Source organism: Streptomyces sp. NPDC058045, from assembly GCF_042885635.1.
GTDB lineage: Bacteria > Actinomycetota > Actinomycetes > Streptomycetales > Streptomycetaceae > Streptomyces.
The window spans coordinates 1-17,238 of sequence record NZ_JBHVRR010000044.1 but is presented as its reverse complement, the minus strand read 5'-3'; the positions used below and the strand labels follow the sequence as shown (position 1 = coordinate 17,238).

Annotated in this window: 17 protein-coding genes and 1 riboswitch; of the genes, 9 read left to right on the top strand and 8 right to left on the bottom strand. The window is 71.2% G+C overall.

Going from position 1 to position 17,238, the window contains the following annotated elements; translation table 11 throughout:
- The first annotated feature begins 163 nt into the window (after window positions 1–163).
- Window positions 164–320: riboswitch (SAM riboswitch) on the top strand.
- A gap of 17 nt (window positions 321–337) precedes the next feature.
- The 6 genes from thrC to ACFVST_RS22970 all read left to right on the top strand — a co-directional run bounded on the left by thrC (window position 338) and on the right by ACFVST_RS22970 (window position 5,562).
- The gene (gene thrC / locus ACFVST_RS22995) at window positions 338–1,630 is read left to right on the top strand and encodes a threonine synthase (protein WP_390155105.1); all 1,293 of its coding nucleotides are present in this window, start codon (window positions 338–340) and stop codon (window positions 1,628–1,630) included.
- An 89-nt stretch (window positions 1,631–1,719) separates the two neighbouring features.
- Window positions 1,720–1,998: a ubiquitin-like small modifier protein 1 gene (locus ACFVST_RS22990; protein WP_390155102.1), complete on the top strand. Its 279-nt coding sequence runs from the start codon at window positions 1,720–1,722 to the stop codon at window positions 1,996–1,998.
- Window positions 1,999–2,426: 428 nt separating this feature from the next.
- A complete protein-coding gene (locus ACFVST_RS22985) occupies window positions 2,427–2,630 on the top strand; it encodes a cold-shock protein (protein ID WP_003986833.1) in 204 nt (67 codons plus the stop codon).
- 397 nt (window positions 2,631–3,027) lie between these two features.
- Window positions 3,028–4,653 (top strand): chaperonin GroEL, encoded by a 1,626-nt coding sequence (gene groL, locus ACFVST_RS22980; RefSeq protein WP_390155099.1) that lies wholly within the window; start codon window positions 3,028–3,030, stop codon window positions 4,651–4,653.
- A 172-nt stretch (window positions 4,654–4,825) separates the two neighbouring features.
- Window positions 4,826–5,251 (top strand): hypothetical protein, encoded by a 426-nt coding sequence (locus ACFVST_RS22975; RefSeq protein WP_390155096.1) that lies wholly within the window; start codon window positions 4,826–4,828, stop codon window positions 5,249–5,251.
- Window positions 5,248–5,562, top strand: coding sequence for a winged helix-turn-helix domain-containing protein (locus ACFVST_RS22970; protein ID WP_390155093.1), 315 nt, complete (start codon window positions 5,248–5,250; stop codon window positions 5,560–5,562). Before ACFVST_RS22975 ends, ACFVST_RS22970 begins: the two co-directional genes overlap by 4 nt.
- A 25-nt stretch (window positions 5,563–5,587) precedes the next feature.
- On the opposite strand, the gene murQ is transcribed toward ACFVST_RS22970, so the two are convergent.
- Both murQ and ACFVST_RS22960 read right to left on the bottom strand, forming a co-directional pair.
- Window positions 5,588–6,607, bottom strand: coding sequence for an N-acetylmuramic acid 6-phosphate etherase (murQ, locus tag ACFVST_RS22965; RefSeq protein ID WP_390155090.1), 1,020 nt, complete (start codon window positions 6,605–6,607; stop codon window positions 5,588–5,590).
- Window positions 6,608–6,671: 64 nt separating this feature from the next.
- Window positions 6,672–7,628 carry a MurR/RpiR family transcriptional regulator gene (locus tag ACFVST_RS22960; protein WP_390155087.1) on the bottom strand — a complete coding sequence of 319 codons (957 nt, stop codon included), beginning with the start codon at window positions 7,626–7,628 and terminating at the stop codon, window positions 6,672–6,674.
- Between the two features lie 143 nt (window positions 7,629–7,771).
- Between ACFVST_RS22960 and ACFVST_RS22955 the strand changes: the two genes are divergently transcribed.
- Window positions 7,772–8,236 carry a hypothetical protein gene (locus ACFVST_RS22955; RefSeq protein WP_390155084.1) on the top strand — a complete coding sequence of 155 codons (465 nt, stop codon included), beginning with the start codon at window positions 7,772–7,774 and terminating at the stop codon, window positions 8,234–8,236.
- Window positions 8,237–8,249: 13 nt separating this feature from the next.
- Window positions 8,250–8,516 carry a DUF4031 domain-containing protein gene (locus ACFVST_RS22950; RefSeq protein ID WP_390155081.1) on the top strand — a complete coding sequence of 89 codons (267 nt, stop codon included), beginning with the start codon at window positions 8,250–8,252 and terminating at the stop codon, window positions 8,514–8,516.
- A 102-nt stretch (window positions 8,517–8,618) separates the two neighbouring features.
- Here the strand turns inward: ACFVST_RS22950 and ACFVST_RS22945 are convergent, their stop codons facing one another.
- The 5 genes from ACFVST_RS22945 to ACFVST_RS22925 form a co-directional block, all read right to left on the bottom strand.
- A complete protein-coding gene (locus tag ACFVST_RS22945) occupies window positions 8,619–9,710 on the bottom strand; it encodes a GNAT family N-acetyltransferase (protein ID WP_390155078.1) in 1,092 nt (363 codons plus the stop codon).
- A 120-nt stretch (window positions 9,711–9,830) separates the two neighbouring features.
- Entirely contained in the window at window positions 9,831–10,514 is a 684-nt protein-coding gene (locus ACFVST_RS22940; RefSeq protein WP_390155075.1) for a hypothetical protein, read from the bottom strand.
- A gap of 95 nt (window positions 10,515–10,609) precedes the next feature.
- Window positions 10,610–10,819 carry a hypothetical protein gene (locus ACFVST_RS22935; RefSeq protein WP_390155073.1) on the bottom strand — a complete coding sequence of 70 codons (210 nt, stop codon included), beginning with the start codon at window positions 10,817–10,819 and terminating at the stop codon, window positions 10,610–10,612.
- A gap of 197 nt (window positions 10,820–11,016) precedes the next feature.
- Window positions 11,017–12,375, bottom strand: coding sequence for an NAD-dependent succinate-semialdehyde dehydrogenase (locus ACFVST_RS22930; RefSeq protein ID WP_390155070.1), 1,359 nt, complete (start codon window positions 12,373–12,375; stop codon window positions 11,017–11,019).
- Between the two features lie 194 nt (window positions 12,376–12,569).
- Window positions 12,570–13,682, bottom strand: coding sequence for a sugar ABC transporter substrate-binding protein (locus ACFVST_RS22925; protein WP_390155067.1), 1,113 nt, complete (start codon window positions 13,680–13,682; stop codon window positions 12,570–12,572).
- Between the two features lie 496 nt (window positions 13,683–14,178).
- Here ACFVST_RS22925 and ACFVST_RS22920 point away from each other — a divergent pair, with 496 nt between their 5' ends.
- A complete protein-coding gene (locus ACFVST_RS22920) occupies window positions 14,179–16,251 on the top strand; it encodes a HelD family protein (RefSeq protein ID WP_390155064.1) in 2,073 nt (690 codons plus the stop codon).
- Between the two features lie 32 nt (window positions 16,252–16,283).
- Here ACFVST_RS22920 and ACFVST_RS22915 read toward each other — a convergent pair whose 3' ends face one another.
- A complete protein-coding gene (locus ACFVST_RS22915; protein ID WP_390155061.1) occupies window positions 16,284–16,997 on the bottom strand; it encodes a copper homeostasis protein CutC in 714 nt (237 codons plus the stop codon).
- Between the last annotated feature and the right edge of the window lie 241 nt (window positions 16,998–17,238).

Sequence of the window (17,238 nt, the reverse complement as noted above, 5' to 3'; positions counted from 1 at the left end):
TCCCTCTCCCCGCCCGCCCGGCTGTGATCCATCTCGCGCTTCGGACGGCTGTCTCAACCCTCCGGGCCTTCGGTTACAGTCTTGAACAACGCGGATGACCGTCGCATGTCGGGGTCGGTCCGTGCCAAACGCACCGGATCACCCGCTGATCCCGGAGCCATACCGCTCATCCAGAGGGGCAGAGGGATACGGCCCGTTGAAGCCCCGGCAACCCTCCAGCCGGTTCTCGTTCCGACCGCGTCACGGTCCACCGCGGGGCCCCGGCTAGGGCAGGTGCCAATTCCGTCTCGTGGCGAGATGCGCCGCGGGGAAGATGAGGAGAGAGGGCCTCGCCACCATGGCTGTGCAGACAGTGAGCCGTTCCGACGACGCGACTTCCGTGGACCTCGGTCCCGCCTCCGGACTCTCCTGCCGGGAGTGCGGCGAAAGGTTCCCGCTGGGCCCCGACTTCGCCTGTGCGAGCTGTTTCGGCCCTCTGGAGGTCGCCTACGACCTCCCGCTGGGCGACCCGGAGGCACTGCGCCGGAAGATCGAGTCGGGCCCGGACAACCTCTGGCGGTACGCTCCGCTGCTGCCCGTCCCCGCCGACGTCGCCGAGAAGCCGAATCTGAACCCGGGCTGGACCAAGCTGGTCAAGGCCGACAACCTCGCCCGTGAACTGGGCGTCACCGGCGGCCTGTTCATCAAGGACGACTCCGGCAACCCGACGCACTCCTTCAAGGACCGCGTCGTCGCCCAGGCCATCGAGGCCGCCCGCGCCTTCGGCTTCACCACCCTCTCCTGCTCCTCCACCGGCAATCTCGCGGGCGCCGTCGGCGCCGCCGCGGCCCGCGCCGGCTTCCGCTCCTGCGTCTTCATCCCGCACGACCTGGAGCAGGGCAAGGTCGTGATGGCCGCGGTCTACGGCGGCGAACTCGTCGGCATCGAGGGCAACTACGACGACGTCAACCGCTTCTGCTCGGAGCTGATCGGCGACCCGCTCGGCGAGGGCTGGGGCTTCGTCAACGTCAACCTCCGGCCCTACTACGGCGAGGGCTCCAAGACCCTGGCGTACGAGATCTGCGAGCAGCTCGGCTGGGAGCTGCCGGACCAGCTCGTCATCCCGATCGCCTCCGGCTCCCAACTCACCAAGATCGACAAGGGTCTTCAGGAGCTGATCAAGCTGGGCCTGGTCGAGGACAAGCCGTACAAGATCTTCGGTGCGCAGGCCGAGGGCTGCTCCCCGGTGTCCACCGCCTTCAAGGCCGGTCACGACGTGGTCCGCCCGCAGAAGCCGGACACCATCGCCAAGTCCCTCGCCATCGGCAACCCGGCCGACGGCCCCTACGTCCTCGACATCGCGCGCCGCACCGGCGGCACGGTGGAGGACGTCGACGACGAGCAGGTCGTGGACGCGATCAAGCTACTGGCCCGCACCGAGGGCATCTTCGCCGAGACCGCGGGCGGGGTGACGGTCGGTGTGACCAGGAAGCTGATCGAGGCGGGCGCCATCGACCCGGCGCTCACCACGGTCGTCCTGAACACCGGCGACGGCCTGAAGACCCTGGACGCGGTGGCGCCGACCACCGGGCCGACGGCGACGATTCGGCCGAACCTGGAGGCGTTCCGCGCCGCGGGACTGGCCGGCTGACGGGTTCGGATTCATCCCCGCGCCCCGGAACGGTGCCCTGACGGGCAGCCATCAAGGGGCACCCCCACGAGATTTCTGAGGTGAGATGTATGAGCGTGAAGGTCCGTATTCCCACGATTCTTCGTACCTACACCGGCGGACAGTCCGAGGTGGTCGCGGAGGGGGCGACGCTGAGTGAGGTGATCGCCGATCTGGAGAAGAACCACACCGGGATCGCGGCCCGAGTCCTGGACGACCAGGGCAAGTTGCGCCGTTTCGTCAATGTGTATGTGAATGACGACGACGTCCGTTTCGAGCAGGGGCTGGAGACGGTGACGCCGGACGGCGCGGGCGTCTCGATCATCCCGGCCGTGGCCGGCGGCTGCTGATCTGTCAGGGGCCGGATGGTCCCCCGCGGTCACGAATTGCCCCCTCCGCTCTATTACAAGCGGAGGGGGCAATTCTGCATGGTTGAACGCGGTAAGGTTGGGGAACACGCCTTGCCCGCCGCGACGGACGCCTGCCGGAGCCGGGCTGAACTGCGGTAAGAAGCAGTCAAATTGCTCTGTTCTTTTAGGCGTTTCACGGCCTTTGCCCGGCCCGACTTGCCCCGGAACTCCATGAATTCTCCTCATACTTCCGTTCTGGCGCTCCGAGATTTCTCGTTCGGATGACCTGTTGCAGACGGCAGTTGGACAGATACATTCAGCCGCGGTCGAGGCGTTCCGGCGCACACCTCCATTCACTGGGGGGTGAGTTCTGACCCGGGTCCGCGAAGTGCGGTCCTGTGCAAGGGCCAGTAATAGGGGAGTTAGGCATGGCTCAGGGCACCGTCAAGTGGTTCAACGCGGAGAAGGGCTACGGCTTCATCGCGGTCGACGGTGGTGCGGATGTATTCGTCCACTACAGCGCGATTCAGATGGACGGCTACCGCACCCTGGAGGAAGGCCAGCGGGTCGAGTTCGAGATCTCGCAGGGCCAGAAAGGACCGCAGGCGGACATGGTCCGCGTGGCCGGCTGAAGCGCCGACTGAAGAACAGCGATCTTCACAGAGGGTCCGCACCCCGCCCGGGGTGCGGACCCTCTCACGTGTCCGGGGACGGCCCCGCGCCCACCCCTCAACGGCTTCGCTGCGCGAAGTCTCCTTGCGCCCTCCCGTCGCCCGGCCACCGCCCCTCAACGGCTTCGCTGCGCGAAGTCTCCTTGCACTCTCTGGTGCCGAGTGCTAATCATTGGCGTTAGCACTCTGAAGGTGAGAGTGACAGAAGGACCGGGTCGGTGAGGCCCGTCGGCCGGGTGGGGCAAGGAACCACGCAGGCAGGCAGGCCGTCCGTCGCGGGCGCCAGCGCGGTCCGGAGCAATCGCCCCCATGCTCGTGGCAGGGCACGGGGGGACCTGTCCCGGGAGGACCACTTCACATGGCCAAGATCATCGCGTTCGACGAGGAGGCACGGCGCGGCCTTGAGCGCGGCATGAACCAGCTCGCCGACGCCGTCAAGGTGACCCTGGGCCCCAAGGGCCGCAACGTCGTCCTTGAGAAGAAGTGGGGCGCCCCCACGATCACCAACGACGGCGTCTCGATCGCCAAGGAGATCGAGCTGGAGGACCCGTACGAGAAGATCGGCGCCGAGCTGGTCAAGGAGGTCGCCAAGAAGACGGACGACGTCGCCGGCGACGGTACGACCACCGCCACCGTTCTCGCCCAGGCGCTCGTCAAGGAGGGCCTGCGCAACGTCGCCGCGGGTGCCAACCCGATGGCCCTCAAGCGCGGCATCGAGAAGGCCGTCGAGTCCGTCTCCGCCGCCCTGCTTGAGCAGGCCAAGGACGTGGAGACCAAGGAGCAGATCGCTTCCACCGCCTCCATCTCCGCCGCCGACGTCCAGATCGGCGAGCTGATCGCCGAGGCCATGGACAAGGTCGGCAAGGAAGGCGTCATCACCGTCGAGGAGTCCCAGACCTTCGGTCTGGAGCTGGAGCTCACCGAGGGTATGCGCTTCGACAAGGGCTACATCTCGGCGTACTTCGCCACCGACATGGAGCGTATGGAGGCGTCGCTCGACGACCCGTACATCCTGATCGCCAACTCCAAGATCGGCAACGTCAAGGACCTGCTGCCGCTGCTGGAGAAGGTCATGCAGTCGGGTAAGCCGCTGCTGATCATCGCCGAGGACGTCGAGGGCGAGGCCCTGTCGACCCTGGTCGTCAACAAGATCCGCGGCACCTTCAAGTCCGTCGCCGTCAAGGCCCCGGGCTTCGGTGACCGCCGCAAGGCCATGCTCGGCGACATCGCCATCCTCACCGGCGGCGAGGTCATCTCCGAGGAGGTCGGCCTCAAGCTGGAGAACGCCGGTCTGGAGCTGCTGGGCCGCGCCCGCAAGGTCGTCATCACCAAGGACGAGACCACCATCGTGGACGGCTCCGGCTCCGCCGACCAGGTCCAGGGTCGCGTCAACCAGATCCGCGCCGAGATCGAGAACTCGGACTCGGACTACGACCGCGAGAAGCTCCAGGAGCGCCTGGCGAAGCTGGCCGGCGGCGTGGCCGTCATCAAGGCCGGTGCGGCCACCGAGGTGGAGCTCAAGGAGCGCAAGCACCGCATCGAGGACGCCGTGCGCAACGCCAAGGCGGCCGTCGAGGAGGGCATCGTCGCCGGTGGTGGCGTGGCCCTGCTCCAGGCCTCCGCGGTCTTCGAGAAGCTGGAGCTTGAGGGTGACGAGGCGACCGGCGCGCAGGCCGTGAAGCTCGCCCTGGAGGCCCCGCTGAAGCAGATCGCCGTGAACGCCGGCCTTGAGGGCGGCGTCGTGGTGGAGAAGGTCCGCAACCTCACCCCGGGTCACGGCCTCAACGCCGCGACCGGCGAGTACGTGGACCTGGTGGCCGAGGGCATCATCGACCCGGCGAAGGTGACCCGTTCCGCGCTGCAGAACGCCGCCTCCATCGCCGCGCTGTTCCTCACCACCGAGGCCGTCATCGCCGACAAGCCGGAGAAGGCCGCCCCCGCGGGCGCCCCGGGCGGTATGCCGGGCGGTGACATGGACTTCTGATCCGTCCCGACGGATCGGCCGGTCCCGCGCAGAGCGCAACCGAGGGCGGCACCCCTTCCTCACGGAGGGGTGCCGCCCTCGGGCGTTTCCGGCTGCCGCCCGGGGCACCAAGAGGCCGGCCCTTTTGAAGAAAGTACTTGCCAACTCGGAAAGTACTTGCCATGGTGTGGGTATGGCGATGAACGAGATGGATCCGGCCGCCGCGCTCGCGCAGGCGCAACAGCTCAAGACATCGGTGGACCGGCGCTCGCACTGGGTGGTCCGCTATCAACTGGCGTACGGGACGGTCTCGTTCGCCATGGTGCTGACCCTCGGGCTGCTGAGAGGGCCGCTGGGCGTCGGGCTCAGCATGGGCCTCTGGATGTCGGCGATCCTGGTGCTGAGCGTGTACGCGGCACGGCAGCCGGTCGCGCACCGCGGGATGGCCGCGACGCACGGCGTGATGATCGGCGTCTGGGCCGTGCTGTACGGGATCGTGCTCGGCTTCGGTGTCGCGTTCTTCCGCGGCGAGCTGGTCTGGTGGCTGCCGGGCGCGGTCCTGGTGGCGCTGCCCGGATTCGGGGCGGCCTGGGTCACGGCCAGGCGGGTGCGGGCATGAACCATCCCCGGCACGCGCTGGACGAGGTGATCCACTCCCCGGTCCGGTTCTCCATCGTGGCGACGCTGGCGGCAGCCGAGAAGGCGGAGTTCGGCTACGTCCGCGACGCCGTCGAGGTGAGCGACTCGGTGCTGTCCAAACAGGCCGCCACGCTGGAGAAGGCCGGCTACGTCAAGGTCACCAAGGGGTACGTCGGCAAGCGCCCGCGGACCTGGCTCTCGCTCACCCCCCAGGGCCGCGAGGCGTTCACCGCGCATGTCGAGGCCCTGCGAGCGGTGATCGAACGCACCGGAAACCCCGCTCCCACCTGACGTCCCGCCGCCGGTGGGGCCGCGACTACCCGTCGAGGGCCCGGCGGAGGTGGCCCCCCGTGCCGGTGAGGAGGGTGGTCGCGGTGGGGGCGTCCACGTCGGCGAGGATCATCAGGATGGCGGTTTTGACCTCGCCGTCGGCCGCGGTGAGTGCCGTCTCGATGGTCTCGTCGGAGGCGCTGGTGGCGAGGGCGACGATGCGGCGGGAGCGGGCGCGCAGCTTCTCGTTGGAGGCGCGGACGTCCACCATCAGGTTTCCGTAGGTCTTGCCGAGGCGGATCATGGTGATGGTGGACAGCATGTTCAGCACCAGCTTCTGCGCGGTGCCCGCCTTCAACCGGGTGGAGCCGGTGAGGAGTTCGGGGCCGACGACGACCTCGATGCCGTGTTCCGCGGCGGCGGCCAGCGCGCTGTCCGCGTTGCAGGACAGGCCGACGGTGAGCGCGCCGAGCCCCCGGGCGTGCTGCACCGCGCCGATCGCGTACGGGGTGCGGCCGGAGGCGGAGATGCCGACGACCACGTCCCGTTCGGTGAGCCGTAGCGCGTCCAGGTCGGCCGCGGCCAGGTCCCTGGAGTCCTCGGCGCCCTCGACCGAGGTGACCATCGCGCCGGGGCCGCCCGCGATCAGGCCGACCACCTCGGCCGGGTCGGTGTTGAAGGTGGGCGGGCACTCGCTGGCGTCGAGGACGCCGAGGCGGCCCGCGGTGCCGGCGCCCGCGTAGATCAGGCGGCCGCCGCGGGCCATCCGTTCCGCGGTGCCGTCGATGGCGGCGGCGATCCGGGGCAGTTGTTCGGCCACGGCGGCGGGCACGGTGGCGTCCTCGCCGTTCATGATGCGGGCGATCTCGGCGGTGGACAGCCGGTCGATCTCGGCCAGTTCGGGGCGGAACGCCTCGGTGGTGAGGGTCTCCAGCTCGGCTCGCAGCTCGCGGTACTCGCCGCCGTCCCCGGGGTGACCGGAAGTGTCGGCGGGTCCGGAGGTTCCGGCGGCGTCGGGGGTACCGGGGTTTCCGGAGTGCCCGGAGGCGTCGGTGGTGGAGGTCATCTGGTGTGGCTCTTTCCGGTGCATACCGTGGGGTTCGGCGGGGGTGTGGGGGGAGGGGCCCGGGTCAGCGGACGCCGGGAGTGCGGGGGGCGTGCCGGTGCGCCAGGGCCTCGTAGGTGGCGGAGAGCGCGGGGGCGGCCGTCTCGTAGGTGCGCTGTGCCACGCCGACGAACAGGCAGTCCACGACGAGGAGTTGGCTGGTGCGGGAGGACATCGCGGCGGGGCGCAGCTCGCTCTCGCGGGCGGTGGAGGTGGTCAGCACATGGTCCGCGTACTGACTGACCGGGCCGTCCGGGCGGCCGGTGATGGCGATGGTGGTGGCGCCCCGCTCGAAGGCCACCCGCAGCGGCTCGATCACATCGACGGTGGACCCGGAGTGGGTGATGGCGATCGCCACGTCCTTGGTGCGCAACTGCACCGCGTTGGTCACCGCCAGATGCGGGTCGCCGTGCGCGTGCGCGATCAGGCCGATCCGCAGCAGCTTCTGCGCCAGGTCCTGCCCGACCAGGGAGGAGGCGCCGATGCCGTAGATGTCGGTACGGCGGGCCGCGGCGAGACTGGCGACGGCGGCGCCGAGCTGCACCGTGTCCAGGGCGGCGGCCGTGTCGGCGAGGGTCTGCTGCTCGTCGTAGGCGAGCTTGGCCACCACATCGGCGATCGGGTCGTCCACCGCTATGTCCGCGGTGACGGCGGGGGCGCGGCCGGACTGCTGCTGGGCGGCGAGACCGGCCAGCGCGAGACGCAGATCCCGGTATCCGGGATAGCCGAGGAGGCGGGCGGTGCGCACCACGGTGGCCTCGCTGGTGCCGGTCAGCTCGGCGAGACCGGTGACGGTGAGGGCCGCGCAGCCCGCCGGATCACCCGCGACGGCCTCGGCGACGCGCTGCATGGACCGCGTCATCGACGGGCCCAGGGTGCGCACCTTGGCGGCGAGCGCCGCGGACGGCGGACCCTCCCAGGCCCGGGAGGAGGCCCCGGACGCCGGGCTGCCTGCGAAAATTTCCTTCACGTCATGGGTCACATGATGAAAGATATTTTCGCGCGGATTCGCGGTCAAGGGGTGCTCCGGCTCTCGTTACGGTCGGCCACCAAGTGGTCGGGACCTCTGGTGGGGGTGGAGGGTGGCCCGGCGGAACGCGCGGCGGGTGGCGCACAATGGAGGACATGGCTCCCACCGACCCCACCGACCCCGCTGACCGGACCGGCCCCGCTGACCGGACCGCCCCCGCCGGCTCCTCCGGCTCCGCCGCGACGCCCGCGCTGGAGCGGGTGCTGCACGCGGCGCGGGCCCTGGTGATCGCCGATCTCGTCGCCGGTGCCGTCGCCGAGGCGGACGTGGTGTCGATGGTGGAGGACTCGGTGACCCAGCGGCGCTGGTGGGTGGAGCAGTGGCCGGAAGGCGCCCCCTATGTGGCGGGGCTCGTCGCCCAGGATGTCCAGGACGCGCTGCTGGAGCGGTACGGGCGCTGGCCGCTCTGCCCGGTCTGCGGCTCCGGCGACCCCCATGCGCTCGACGTGGAGCCCGAGTTGGGCCCCGACCCGCACTGGGTGTGCGCCAAGGCGGGGGTGAAGGTGGCCGCGGTCGGCGGTCTCGCCCGAGTGCCGGGGCACGGCCCCGCCGCCCCCTGAGCGCCCGCCGCCGATGACGCTCTATATCGACCCGCCGACCTGGCCGGGCCACGGCCGCCTCTGGTCGCACCTGGTCAGCGACGCCTCCTTCGCCGAGCTGCACACCTTCGCCGCCGCCCTCGGCGTACCCGGCCGCGCTTTCGAACGGGACCACTACGACCTGCCCTCGCACCGGTACGCGGACGCGGTACGGGCCGGGGCGGTCGAGGTCAGCAGCCGGGAGGTGGTCCGGCTGCTCACGGAGGCGGGACTGCGCCGCCCCAAGGGCCGCCCCGTCTGAGGCAGTTGGACCGCCGGACCGGGAACGGGCGGACAGCGCCGGGTGGTTGGGGCAGCCGCAGGCCAACTCTCCCCACGCACGGGGCTGTTGTGCCCGGTGCCCTCAGCCCATGAAGCCGTAGACCAGCATCGGGGTGCCGTCCTCGGTGGGGGTGGGGTGGGGGCCGTCCGTGAGGGGGAGGAAACCGGCTCGGGTGACCACCTGCTGGGAGGCCGTGTTCGCCGGGTCGATCACCGCGTGCAGTATGCGCAGGCCGGGCTGGGTGAACGCCCAGGCGCCCAGGGTGCTCAGGGCCTCCGTGGCGTAACCCTGATTGCGGGCGGAGGGGGCCAGGTCGTAGCCGACCTCCGCGCGGCCCTGCTCGTCCGGGGCGCCGTGGAAGCCGATGCCGCCCAGGGCCCGGCCGTCCTCCCGGCGCACGATGGCGTACACCTCCCAGCCCGGGCGCAGCGTCCCGTCCTCGTATTTGCGGCGCAGCATTCCGCTGGCGCCGCGGGTGCCCTCGAAGGGGCCGTCGGCCACCCAGTCGAAGCCGCCGTCGCCGCCGAGGTGGAGATCGGTGGCCGCGGCGACCGTCAGTTCCCGCAACTCGATGCGCTCGCCGGGGATCACCAGGGGGTTGCGCCACCGCCAGTGCCCGGTGCGCGGGCGGTCCGGGAGCTCGCCGCGGCCCGTCGCCCAGAGCAGTGTCGGCCAGGGCGGATGGCCGGGCCGGGCCTCGGGGAAGAGGTGGGTGAGGGCCGCCTCGCAGAGCGCGGCCGGCGGCTCGTACGGGACGCCGAGGCCGGTGGCGAGGTCATGGGTGTGCAGCACGATCTCGGTGACGCCCATCGCGGCGAAGCCCGCGGGGTCCGAGCCGCCCGCGGGGTACGGGTGCGCGGCGCGCGTCCCCCGCGGGGTGGCCCGCAGCGTCAGGGCGAACAGCCTGCCCATCGTGTCCAGTACGTCCAGCACGTCCGCCGGGCCGGAGTCCTCCCGGAAGGACACCTCGAACGGTACATAGCGGTCGGTGCGGCGGGCGGCGAGCTGGCCCGCGTATCGGGCGAGGCCGCCGGCCAGATGCGCCGCGGTGTGCAGGCAGTCCCACTCCAGGCCGCTCGCGCGCACCCTCCAGTCCCGCCCCACCGCCGGCCGCAGCGCGCTCACGGCGCCCGCCATGGCCTCCTCCACCTGGTCCCCACCCATTGCACACATGGGCCCGAGCCTAGCCCGGGGGGCAGCCGTCCCGCGCGGTGATTACCGGGCGGAACGGACAGCGCGACGGGAGGTGAACAGGGGCCGCCGGTAAGGCCGTTGGCGGTGGCGGTGTGCCGATCAGGGGGTGAGGACGGCCAGTTCGGCGCGCATATTGCGGCGGGCCGGCGACTCCCATCGGCCCGCCCCGCCGGGGGTGCGGAACAGCGCGGGCATATCGAGGAGTTGGCGCAGCACCGCGGCCCGCCCGGTACGGAAGTCCGCGTCCGGTACGAAGGAGTACTCCGCGCGCACCGCCGCCACATACGCCGCGTACTGGGCCGGTTCCCCGCCCAGTACCGACAGGTCGGCGTCGCACAGCACCTCGCCGTTGGTGTCGCCGCCGCGCGGATCATGGGTCGTGGTGAGCTGCACCAGGCGGACCACCTCCCGCACCCCGCTGGCGCCGAGCCCCGCCTCCCGCAGTGCCCGCTCGGCCAGGGCCGCGCTGCGCTCCTCGTTCTCGGAGCGGTTCGGGCGGTACACCGCGTCGTGGAACCAGGCGGCCAGCCGCACCAGATCCGGCTGCTCGGCGTGCGCGGCCAGGCTGTCGACCTGGTCGAGCACATTCAGCAGATGGTCCGTCGAGTGGTAGTGCCGCTGCGGCTCCGCCCACCGGGCCAGCAGCCGGTCCGCGTACGGGCCGGGTGGCGGGGCGGTCGCACCGCTCCGGGCCCGGATCAGGGTCTCGCACCAGCGGCGGTGCAACTCCTCGGTGGCGGGGTGGGGTTCGGGTTGGGGGGAAGTGGTGGAACGGTCAACCATGCCGACCATTATCAACTCGCCGGAAGCGGAGGGCGACAATCCGGGCAACCCGCTGACGGGGAGCCGGATGTGAGGTAAGCCGTGTGCCGGGTGGGTCAGGCGTGACGGGCGCCGGCCTGCTCGCCGTACTCGCCGAGGATCGCCACGCCGAAGGCCGCGGCGGCGTAGACGCGCAGTGCGCGCAGTACGTCGCCGGCGGTGTGGCGGTGCTCGCTGCGGGTGGCCGCCGTCGCGCCGCGCACCCGCCCGGGGCCGGACCGGTCCGCGAAGGGACCGGTGGCCGGGGGAGGAGGCGAAGCGTTCATACCTCCAGGATGGAACGCGGGTAGAACAACCACATCGGGCCAGAGATGTAGGAAACCCGCATATCGCCCGGTAGTGGATGCGCTGCGTCGCCTGGTGCGGACCCGCCCGGCTGACGAACGGCCGCCGCACCCGGCCGGATCCCAGCCGGGTGCGGTCACGGGAGGACCTGCCGTCGGACTCCCAGCCGGATTCCCGCCTACAGCCGGATCGACTTCTTGTTCATGAACTCCTCGATGCCGAGGGCGCCGAGTTCGCGGCCGAGGCCGGAGCGCTTGATGCCGCCGAAGGGCAGGTCCGCCGTGGAGCCGCCGGCCTTGTTCAGGTAGACCATGCCCGCGTCGATCTGGTCGGCGACCCGGCGGTTGCGCTCGGGGTCGGTGCCGAAGACGGCGGAGCCCAGGCCGAACGGGGAGTCGTTGGCGATGGCGATCGCCTCCTCCTCGGTCTCGGCGCGGAACACCAGCACCACCGGGCCGAAGATCTCCTCGTGGTAGGCGTTCATCCCGGGCGTCACATCGGTGAGGACGGTGGCCTCCAGGTAGGCGCCGGGGCCGATGCGCTTGCCGCCGGTGCGCAGGGTCGCGCCCTGGTCGACGGCGGTCCGGATCTGGGCGGCCACCTCGTCGGCGGCGGACAGGGAGGCGAGCGGGGGCAGCTTGGTCGCCGGGTCCGTCGGGTCGCCGGGCTGGTAGAAGTCCGCGACGCGCTTGGTGATGCCGTCGACGAACTCGTCGTAGATTTCGGCCAGCACGATCATCCGCTTCGGCGCGTTGCAGGACTGGCCGCAGTTGCGCATCCGGGCTGTGGCGGTGGCCTTGACGGTCGCTTCCATGTCGTCGGTGTCCAGCACGATCAGCGGGTCGGAGCCGCCGAGTTCGAGGACGGCGCGCTTGAGGTTGCGGCCCGCTTCCGCGGCGACGGAGATGCCGGCCGCCTCGCTGCCGGTGAGCGAGACCCCCTTGACGCGGTCGTCCGCGAGCATCGACGGGACCTGCCTGCTGGACGCGAAGATGTTCACGTAAGCGTCCTCGGGCACCCCGGCCTCGTGGAGGATCCGCTCGATGGCGAGGGCCGAACGGGGGCAGATGGAAGCGTGCTTGAGGAGGATCGTGTTGCCGAGCACCAGGTTGGGCGCGACGAACCGGGCGACCTGGTAGCAGGGGAAGTTCCACGGCATGATGCCGAGCAGCGCGCCGATCGGCTCCTTGGCTATGGCGGCCTCGCCGGTCTTCAGCGTCAGCGGCTCGTCCGCCAGCAACTCGGGGCCCTTGGAGCCGTAGTACTCGAAGATGTCGCGGACGATGCCGATCTCGCCGCGGCCCTCGTTGATCCGCTTGCCCATCTCCAGGGCCATGATCTCGGCGAGTTCGTCGGAGCGTTCGGCGAACAGCTCCGCCGCCCGCAGTGCGATGGCGGCACGTTCGGCGACGGGTCGGCGGCGCCAAGAGGTGTAGCCCTTGTCGACGCGGTCGATCGCGGCGAGGACCTCCTCGTCGGTCGCGTTCGGGATTTCCTCGATCAGTTCCCCGGTGGCCGGGTTGGTCACTGAATACATACGGACGCACCTCCAACTTTTTCGCAGAACGGAAAAGCAGATCCAAAAAAGGGTAACCAGTCAAGGGTGTCCGCTGACCCAAGTGACCGTCAAAGCAAAGTCTTCTATCGGAACATAGCGGCCTGCTATGACCGCAGCGTGGCGCCTGGTTGGACCTGGCTCGACACCGGGAAATCGGTGACGCTCCGGCCGTCTCAGTGCTTGAGGCCGATGGAATAGCAGGCCGTGAGATAGGCGGGGACGCAGATCTCGTCGGTCTTGTAGAGGCCGTCCTCGATCACCGTCGACGCGATCGTCTTCCGGGTCAGCGGCCGTACCTGCACCAGCAGGGTGGGGATCTTCTTCTCGGAGGCGTTGGCGGACCGGTCCTGCGCCATCCCGTCGAACTCGATCATGCGGCCCTGGGCCAGCAGCACGGCCATCTGCGCCGCCCCGGCCGCCTCTTCCCGGTACGGCTTGTAGACGCTCATGTACTGCTCGCCGGCGACGATGCGGCGTACCGCGGGCAGTTCCGCGTCCTGGCCGGTGACCGGGGGCAGTTGGGTGCGGCCGGCCTCCTTGAGCGCGGCGATCGCGGCGCCCGCCATGGCGTCGTTGGCGGCGTACACCCCGGCGATCCGGTCCGCGCCGATCGAGTTGATCGCGCTCTTCATACGCGCCCGCGCGTTCTCCGGCTTCCAGTCCTCCACGTCGTACGACTTCACGATGTCGACGTGGTCCCCGAGTTCGGCGAGGGCGCCTTCCTTGAAGAGGGCGGCGTTGGGGTCGGTCCGGGCGCCGTTCAGCATGACGACCTTCGACGACTTGGCGTTCGGGCCGAGTGCCTCGCGCAGGGCCCGCCCCTGGACCTCTCCGACGAGCTCGCTGTCGAAGGTCACATAGCCGTCCACCGGTCCCTCGGCGAGCCGGTCGTAGGCCAGTACCCGGACACCGGCGTCCTTCGCCTTCCGCACCGCGGGGGCGATGGCCTTGGCGTCCACCGCGTCGACCAGGACCACATCCGCCTTCTTGGCGATCATCGCCTCGAACTGGTGGCGCTGACGGGCCGCGTCCTGCCCGGCGTTGGCGTAGAGGACGGTGCCCTTGCCCTTGGTCAGCTTTCTGACCTGCTTCTCGATGTCGGGGCGGTCGTACTTCTCGTAGCGGGCGGCGTCCCGTTCCGGCAGCAGCAGGCCGATCGTGACGTCGTCGCCCTTGTGCGGCGCGGACTCGCCGGAGTCGGTCCCGCCCAGCGCCCCGCAGCCGGCGAGCGCGCAGCTCAGCGCGCACGCGGTGACGGCGACGGCGCCGCGCACAAGAGTCCTCACCGGCCACTCCTCCTGATGTCCTGATGCCCGGGCCGGCCGGCCCTCCCGAGCCCCCTGCTTCCCGAATCCCCTGGTTCGGCCGCTGACGTGCCGAGTTGGCTCCATGTCAACCCGTAGGCCCCTTTGGCGTCAAGGAGTGCCAGTCGAACGAGATGTTCCTGGGACCTGCCGTTCAGAGCGTGAATGCGCGATCCGGTCATGGACTGTCGGGTTCTGGAACCGAATGTCCTTCGCGAGGGCGGGAGTTGGACGGGAGTGGCCGGGGTCCGGTGTGCGGGGCGGGGGCGCCGGAAAACCCGTTGGCTCCCGCGGGGAAAAGCACCTAGCATGTCCGCCCTGCCCGCCTCCCGGGCGTCCCCGCGGAGCGCCACCGACCGGACGGAAACCGGCCGGCATCCCGTCACGCCCGGACCCGGCCGCCTCCCAGGACACGACCTGGTGCGCCCGGGGCGCCGTGCGTCGCCGTACCCGTACCGATGCTCCGGAGGCAGTCCCCGTGTCCAGCACGTCCGCAACACCGCCCGCCGCCACCCAGGACGGGCCGCTGGCCAGGGAACGCGCCCATCTCGCCGCCTCCCGGGACGCCCTGCGCGCCATGCGGGAGGACGTGCGGAACCTTGACATCCGCGATGTCACGGCGAACTGGGTCAACGCGGCCGTCCTCCAGAGCCAGATCGACGACCGCATCAAGGCCCTCGCCGACCTCGCCCACACCCCGCTCTTCTTCGGCCGCCTCGACTACCTGCACGCCCCCGGGGCGGCACGGGCCGAGGGCGCCGACGGGGAACACTTCTACATCGGGCGGCGGCATGTGCACGATGCCGAGGGCGACCCGATGGTGATCGACTGGCGTGCGCCCGTCTCCCAGCCGTTCTACCGGGCCTCCAAGAAGGACCCGATGGACGTCGTACTGCGCCGCCGCTTCGGGTACACCGCGGGTGACCTCACCGCCTACGAGGACGAGCATCTGACGGACCCGGCCGAGGCCGCCCGGGCCAGCAGGCTGCTCCAGCAGGAGATCGAACGGCCCCGCGTCGGCCCCATGCGGGACATCGTCGCCACCATCCAGCCCGAGCAGGACGAGATCGTCCGCTCCGGACTCGGCGGCACCGTCTGCGTCCAGGGCGGCCCCGGCACCGGCAAGACCGCCGTCGGCCTGCACCGTGTCGCCTACCTCCTCTACGCCCACCGGGAACGGCTCGCCCGCACCGGCACCCTGGTCATCGGGCCGAACGCCTCCTTCCTGCACTACATCGAGCAAGTGCTGCCCGCGCTGGGCGAGTTGGAGGTGCGGCAGGCCACCGTGGACGAGCTGGTGGCACAGGTCGAGGTCCGCGGCACCGACGAGGCGGCCACCGCCCTGGTCAAGGGCGACGCCCGGATGGCGCGGGTACTGCGGCGCGCCCTGCGCTCCCATGTGGTCATGCCCACCGAGCCGGTGGTGGTGGTCCGCGGCTCCCGCCGCTGGCGCGTCCCGGCCCACGAGATCGAGGAGATCATCGGCGAGCTGCTGGAGCGTGACATCCGCTACGGCGCCGCTCGCGAAGCCCTCCCGCAGCGCATCGCGCACGCCGTACTGGTGCGGATGGAACGCGCCGGGGAGGCGCCCGACGACCGGGTGCAGGACGCGGTGGCGCGGAACGCGGCGGTGAAGGCGGCCGTCAAGTCCCTCTGGCCGCCGGTCGATCCGGCCCGGCTGGTGCTGCGGCTGCTGTCCGACGCCGCGTTCCTCGCCGAGCACGCGGCGGGGCTGCTGGACGCGGACGAGCAGAAGGCGCTGCTGTGGGCGAAGCCGCCGCGCGGTGTGAAGTCGGCCCACTGGTCCCGGGCGGACGCCGTCCTCATCGACGAGGCGCAGGACCTGGTGGCCCGCACCCACTCCCTCGGCCATGTCGTCCTGGACGAGGCGCAGGACCTCTCACCGATGCAGTACCGGGCTGTCGGCCGCCGCTGCACCACCGGCTCCGCCACCGTCCTCGGCGATCTGGCACAGGGCACCACCCCCTGGGCGACGCGGAGTTGGGCCGAGGCGCTGCACCATCTGGGCAAGGACGACGCCCTGGTGGAGGAGCTGACGGCGGGCTTCCGCGTACCGCGCGAGGTCATCGCCTACGCCTCCCGGCTGCTGCCCGCGATCGCGCCGGGGCTGGCGGAGGTGGCCTCGGTCCGCGAGTCGCCCGGCTCACTCACGGTGCGGTCGGTGGACGCGGAGGGGCGGGACGCGGCGGTGGTCGACGCCTGCCACGCCTGGCTGGAACGTGAGGGGTCCATCGGGCTGATCGCCGCCGACGCCCGGATCCCCGCCCTCGCCGAGGCACTCGCGGCGGCCGGCCTCAGCCACCTCGGGCCGGGCGAGGAGACCACCCGCACCACCCGCCTCACCCTCGTCCCCGCCTCCCTCGCCAAGGGCCTGGAGTACGACTACGTGGTGCTGGACGAGCCGAGCGCGGTGGTCGACGGCGAGCCGGACCAGCGCACCGGGCTGCGGCGCCTCTATGTCGCCCTGACCCGCGCCGTCTCCGGTCTCACGGTGCTGCACACGGCTCCGCTCCCGGCGGAACTGGGCTGAGGCGCCGGGGAGTTGGCGCCCGGGTGTGCTGCTCAGGCTCCCGGGCAGGCCCCGTCGACCGCGGCACGCCAGGTGCGGACCGCGTCCGCGCGGACGGGGCCCTGCCAGCCGCCGGGGCGGGCGGCCCCGCCGATGTGGAAGGCGCGGACCCCGGCCGCGCCCAGCGGCGCCACATGCTCCAGCCGCAGCCCGCCGCCCACCATGATCTGCGGCCGGTAGCCCGGCGCCCCGGTGAGACCGGCCTCCGCGTACAGCGTCCCCAGCCCCTCGCCCACCCCGGCCGGGGAGCCCGCGGTGAGGAAGGTGTCCAGGCCGGGCAGCCCGTCGAGCTGCCTGCGTAGCGCGTCCCGGTCGGCGGCGCGGTCGATGGCCCGGTGGAACGTCCAGTGGCAGCCGTCCAGTTCGGCGATCAGCGCCTGCAACGCCGCCAGGTCCGCCTCGCCGCCCGCGGTCAGAAACCCCAGGACGAACTCCTCCGCGCCCCGGGCCCGCAGCTCCCGGGCCGAGCGGACCAGCGCCGCCACGCCCTGTTCGCCGCCGGTGCCGAAACCGTCGGCGAGGCGCAGCATCACCCGCAGCGGCAGATCCACCGCGGCCCGGATCGCGGCGAAGGTGTCGCCGGGTGGGGTGAGCCCGTCCGCGGCCATGTCGGTGACCAGCTCAAGACGGTCCGCGCCGCCCTCCTGGGCGGCACGCGCGTCATCGGCGTCGAGGGCGATCACCTCCAGGACTGCGCGCTTGCTCATGGGGCCTCTTCGTCGTCAGCGGCCTGCCGGCGAACGAACCCAACAGGTCTAGTCCAATTTCGCGACCAGAATACGTGACGACCGCAACCGCTCCCACCCCACAGGCCGCGTCGGCCTAGGCCGTGTCGTTTGGATCTCCGTGGAGGAAGGAGCGGGGTCTGGTGCGTGCTCTCGGTGCGCCGGCCAAGCGCCCTCGTACTGGACGTACTTGGGCGTTTGGCCGGTGCGGCGAGAGTGCGTG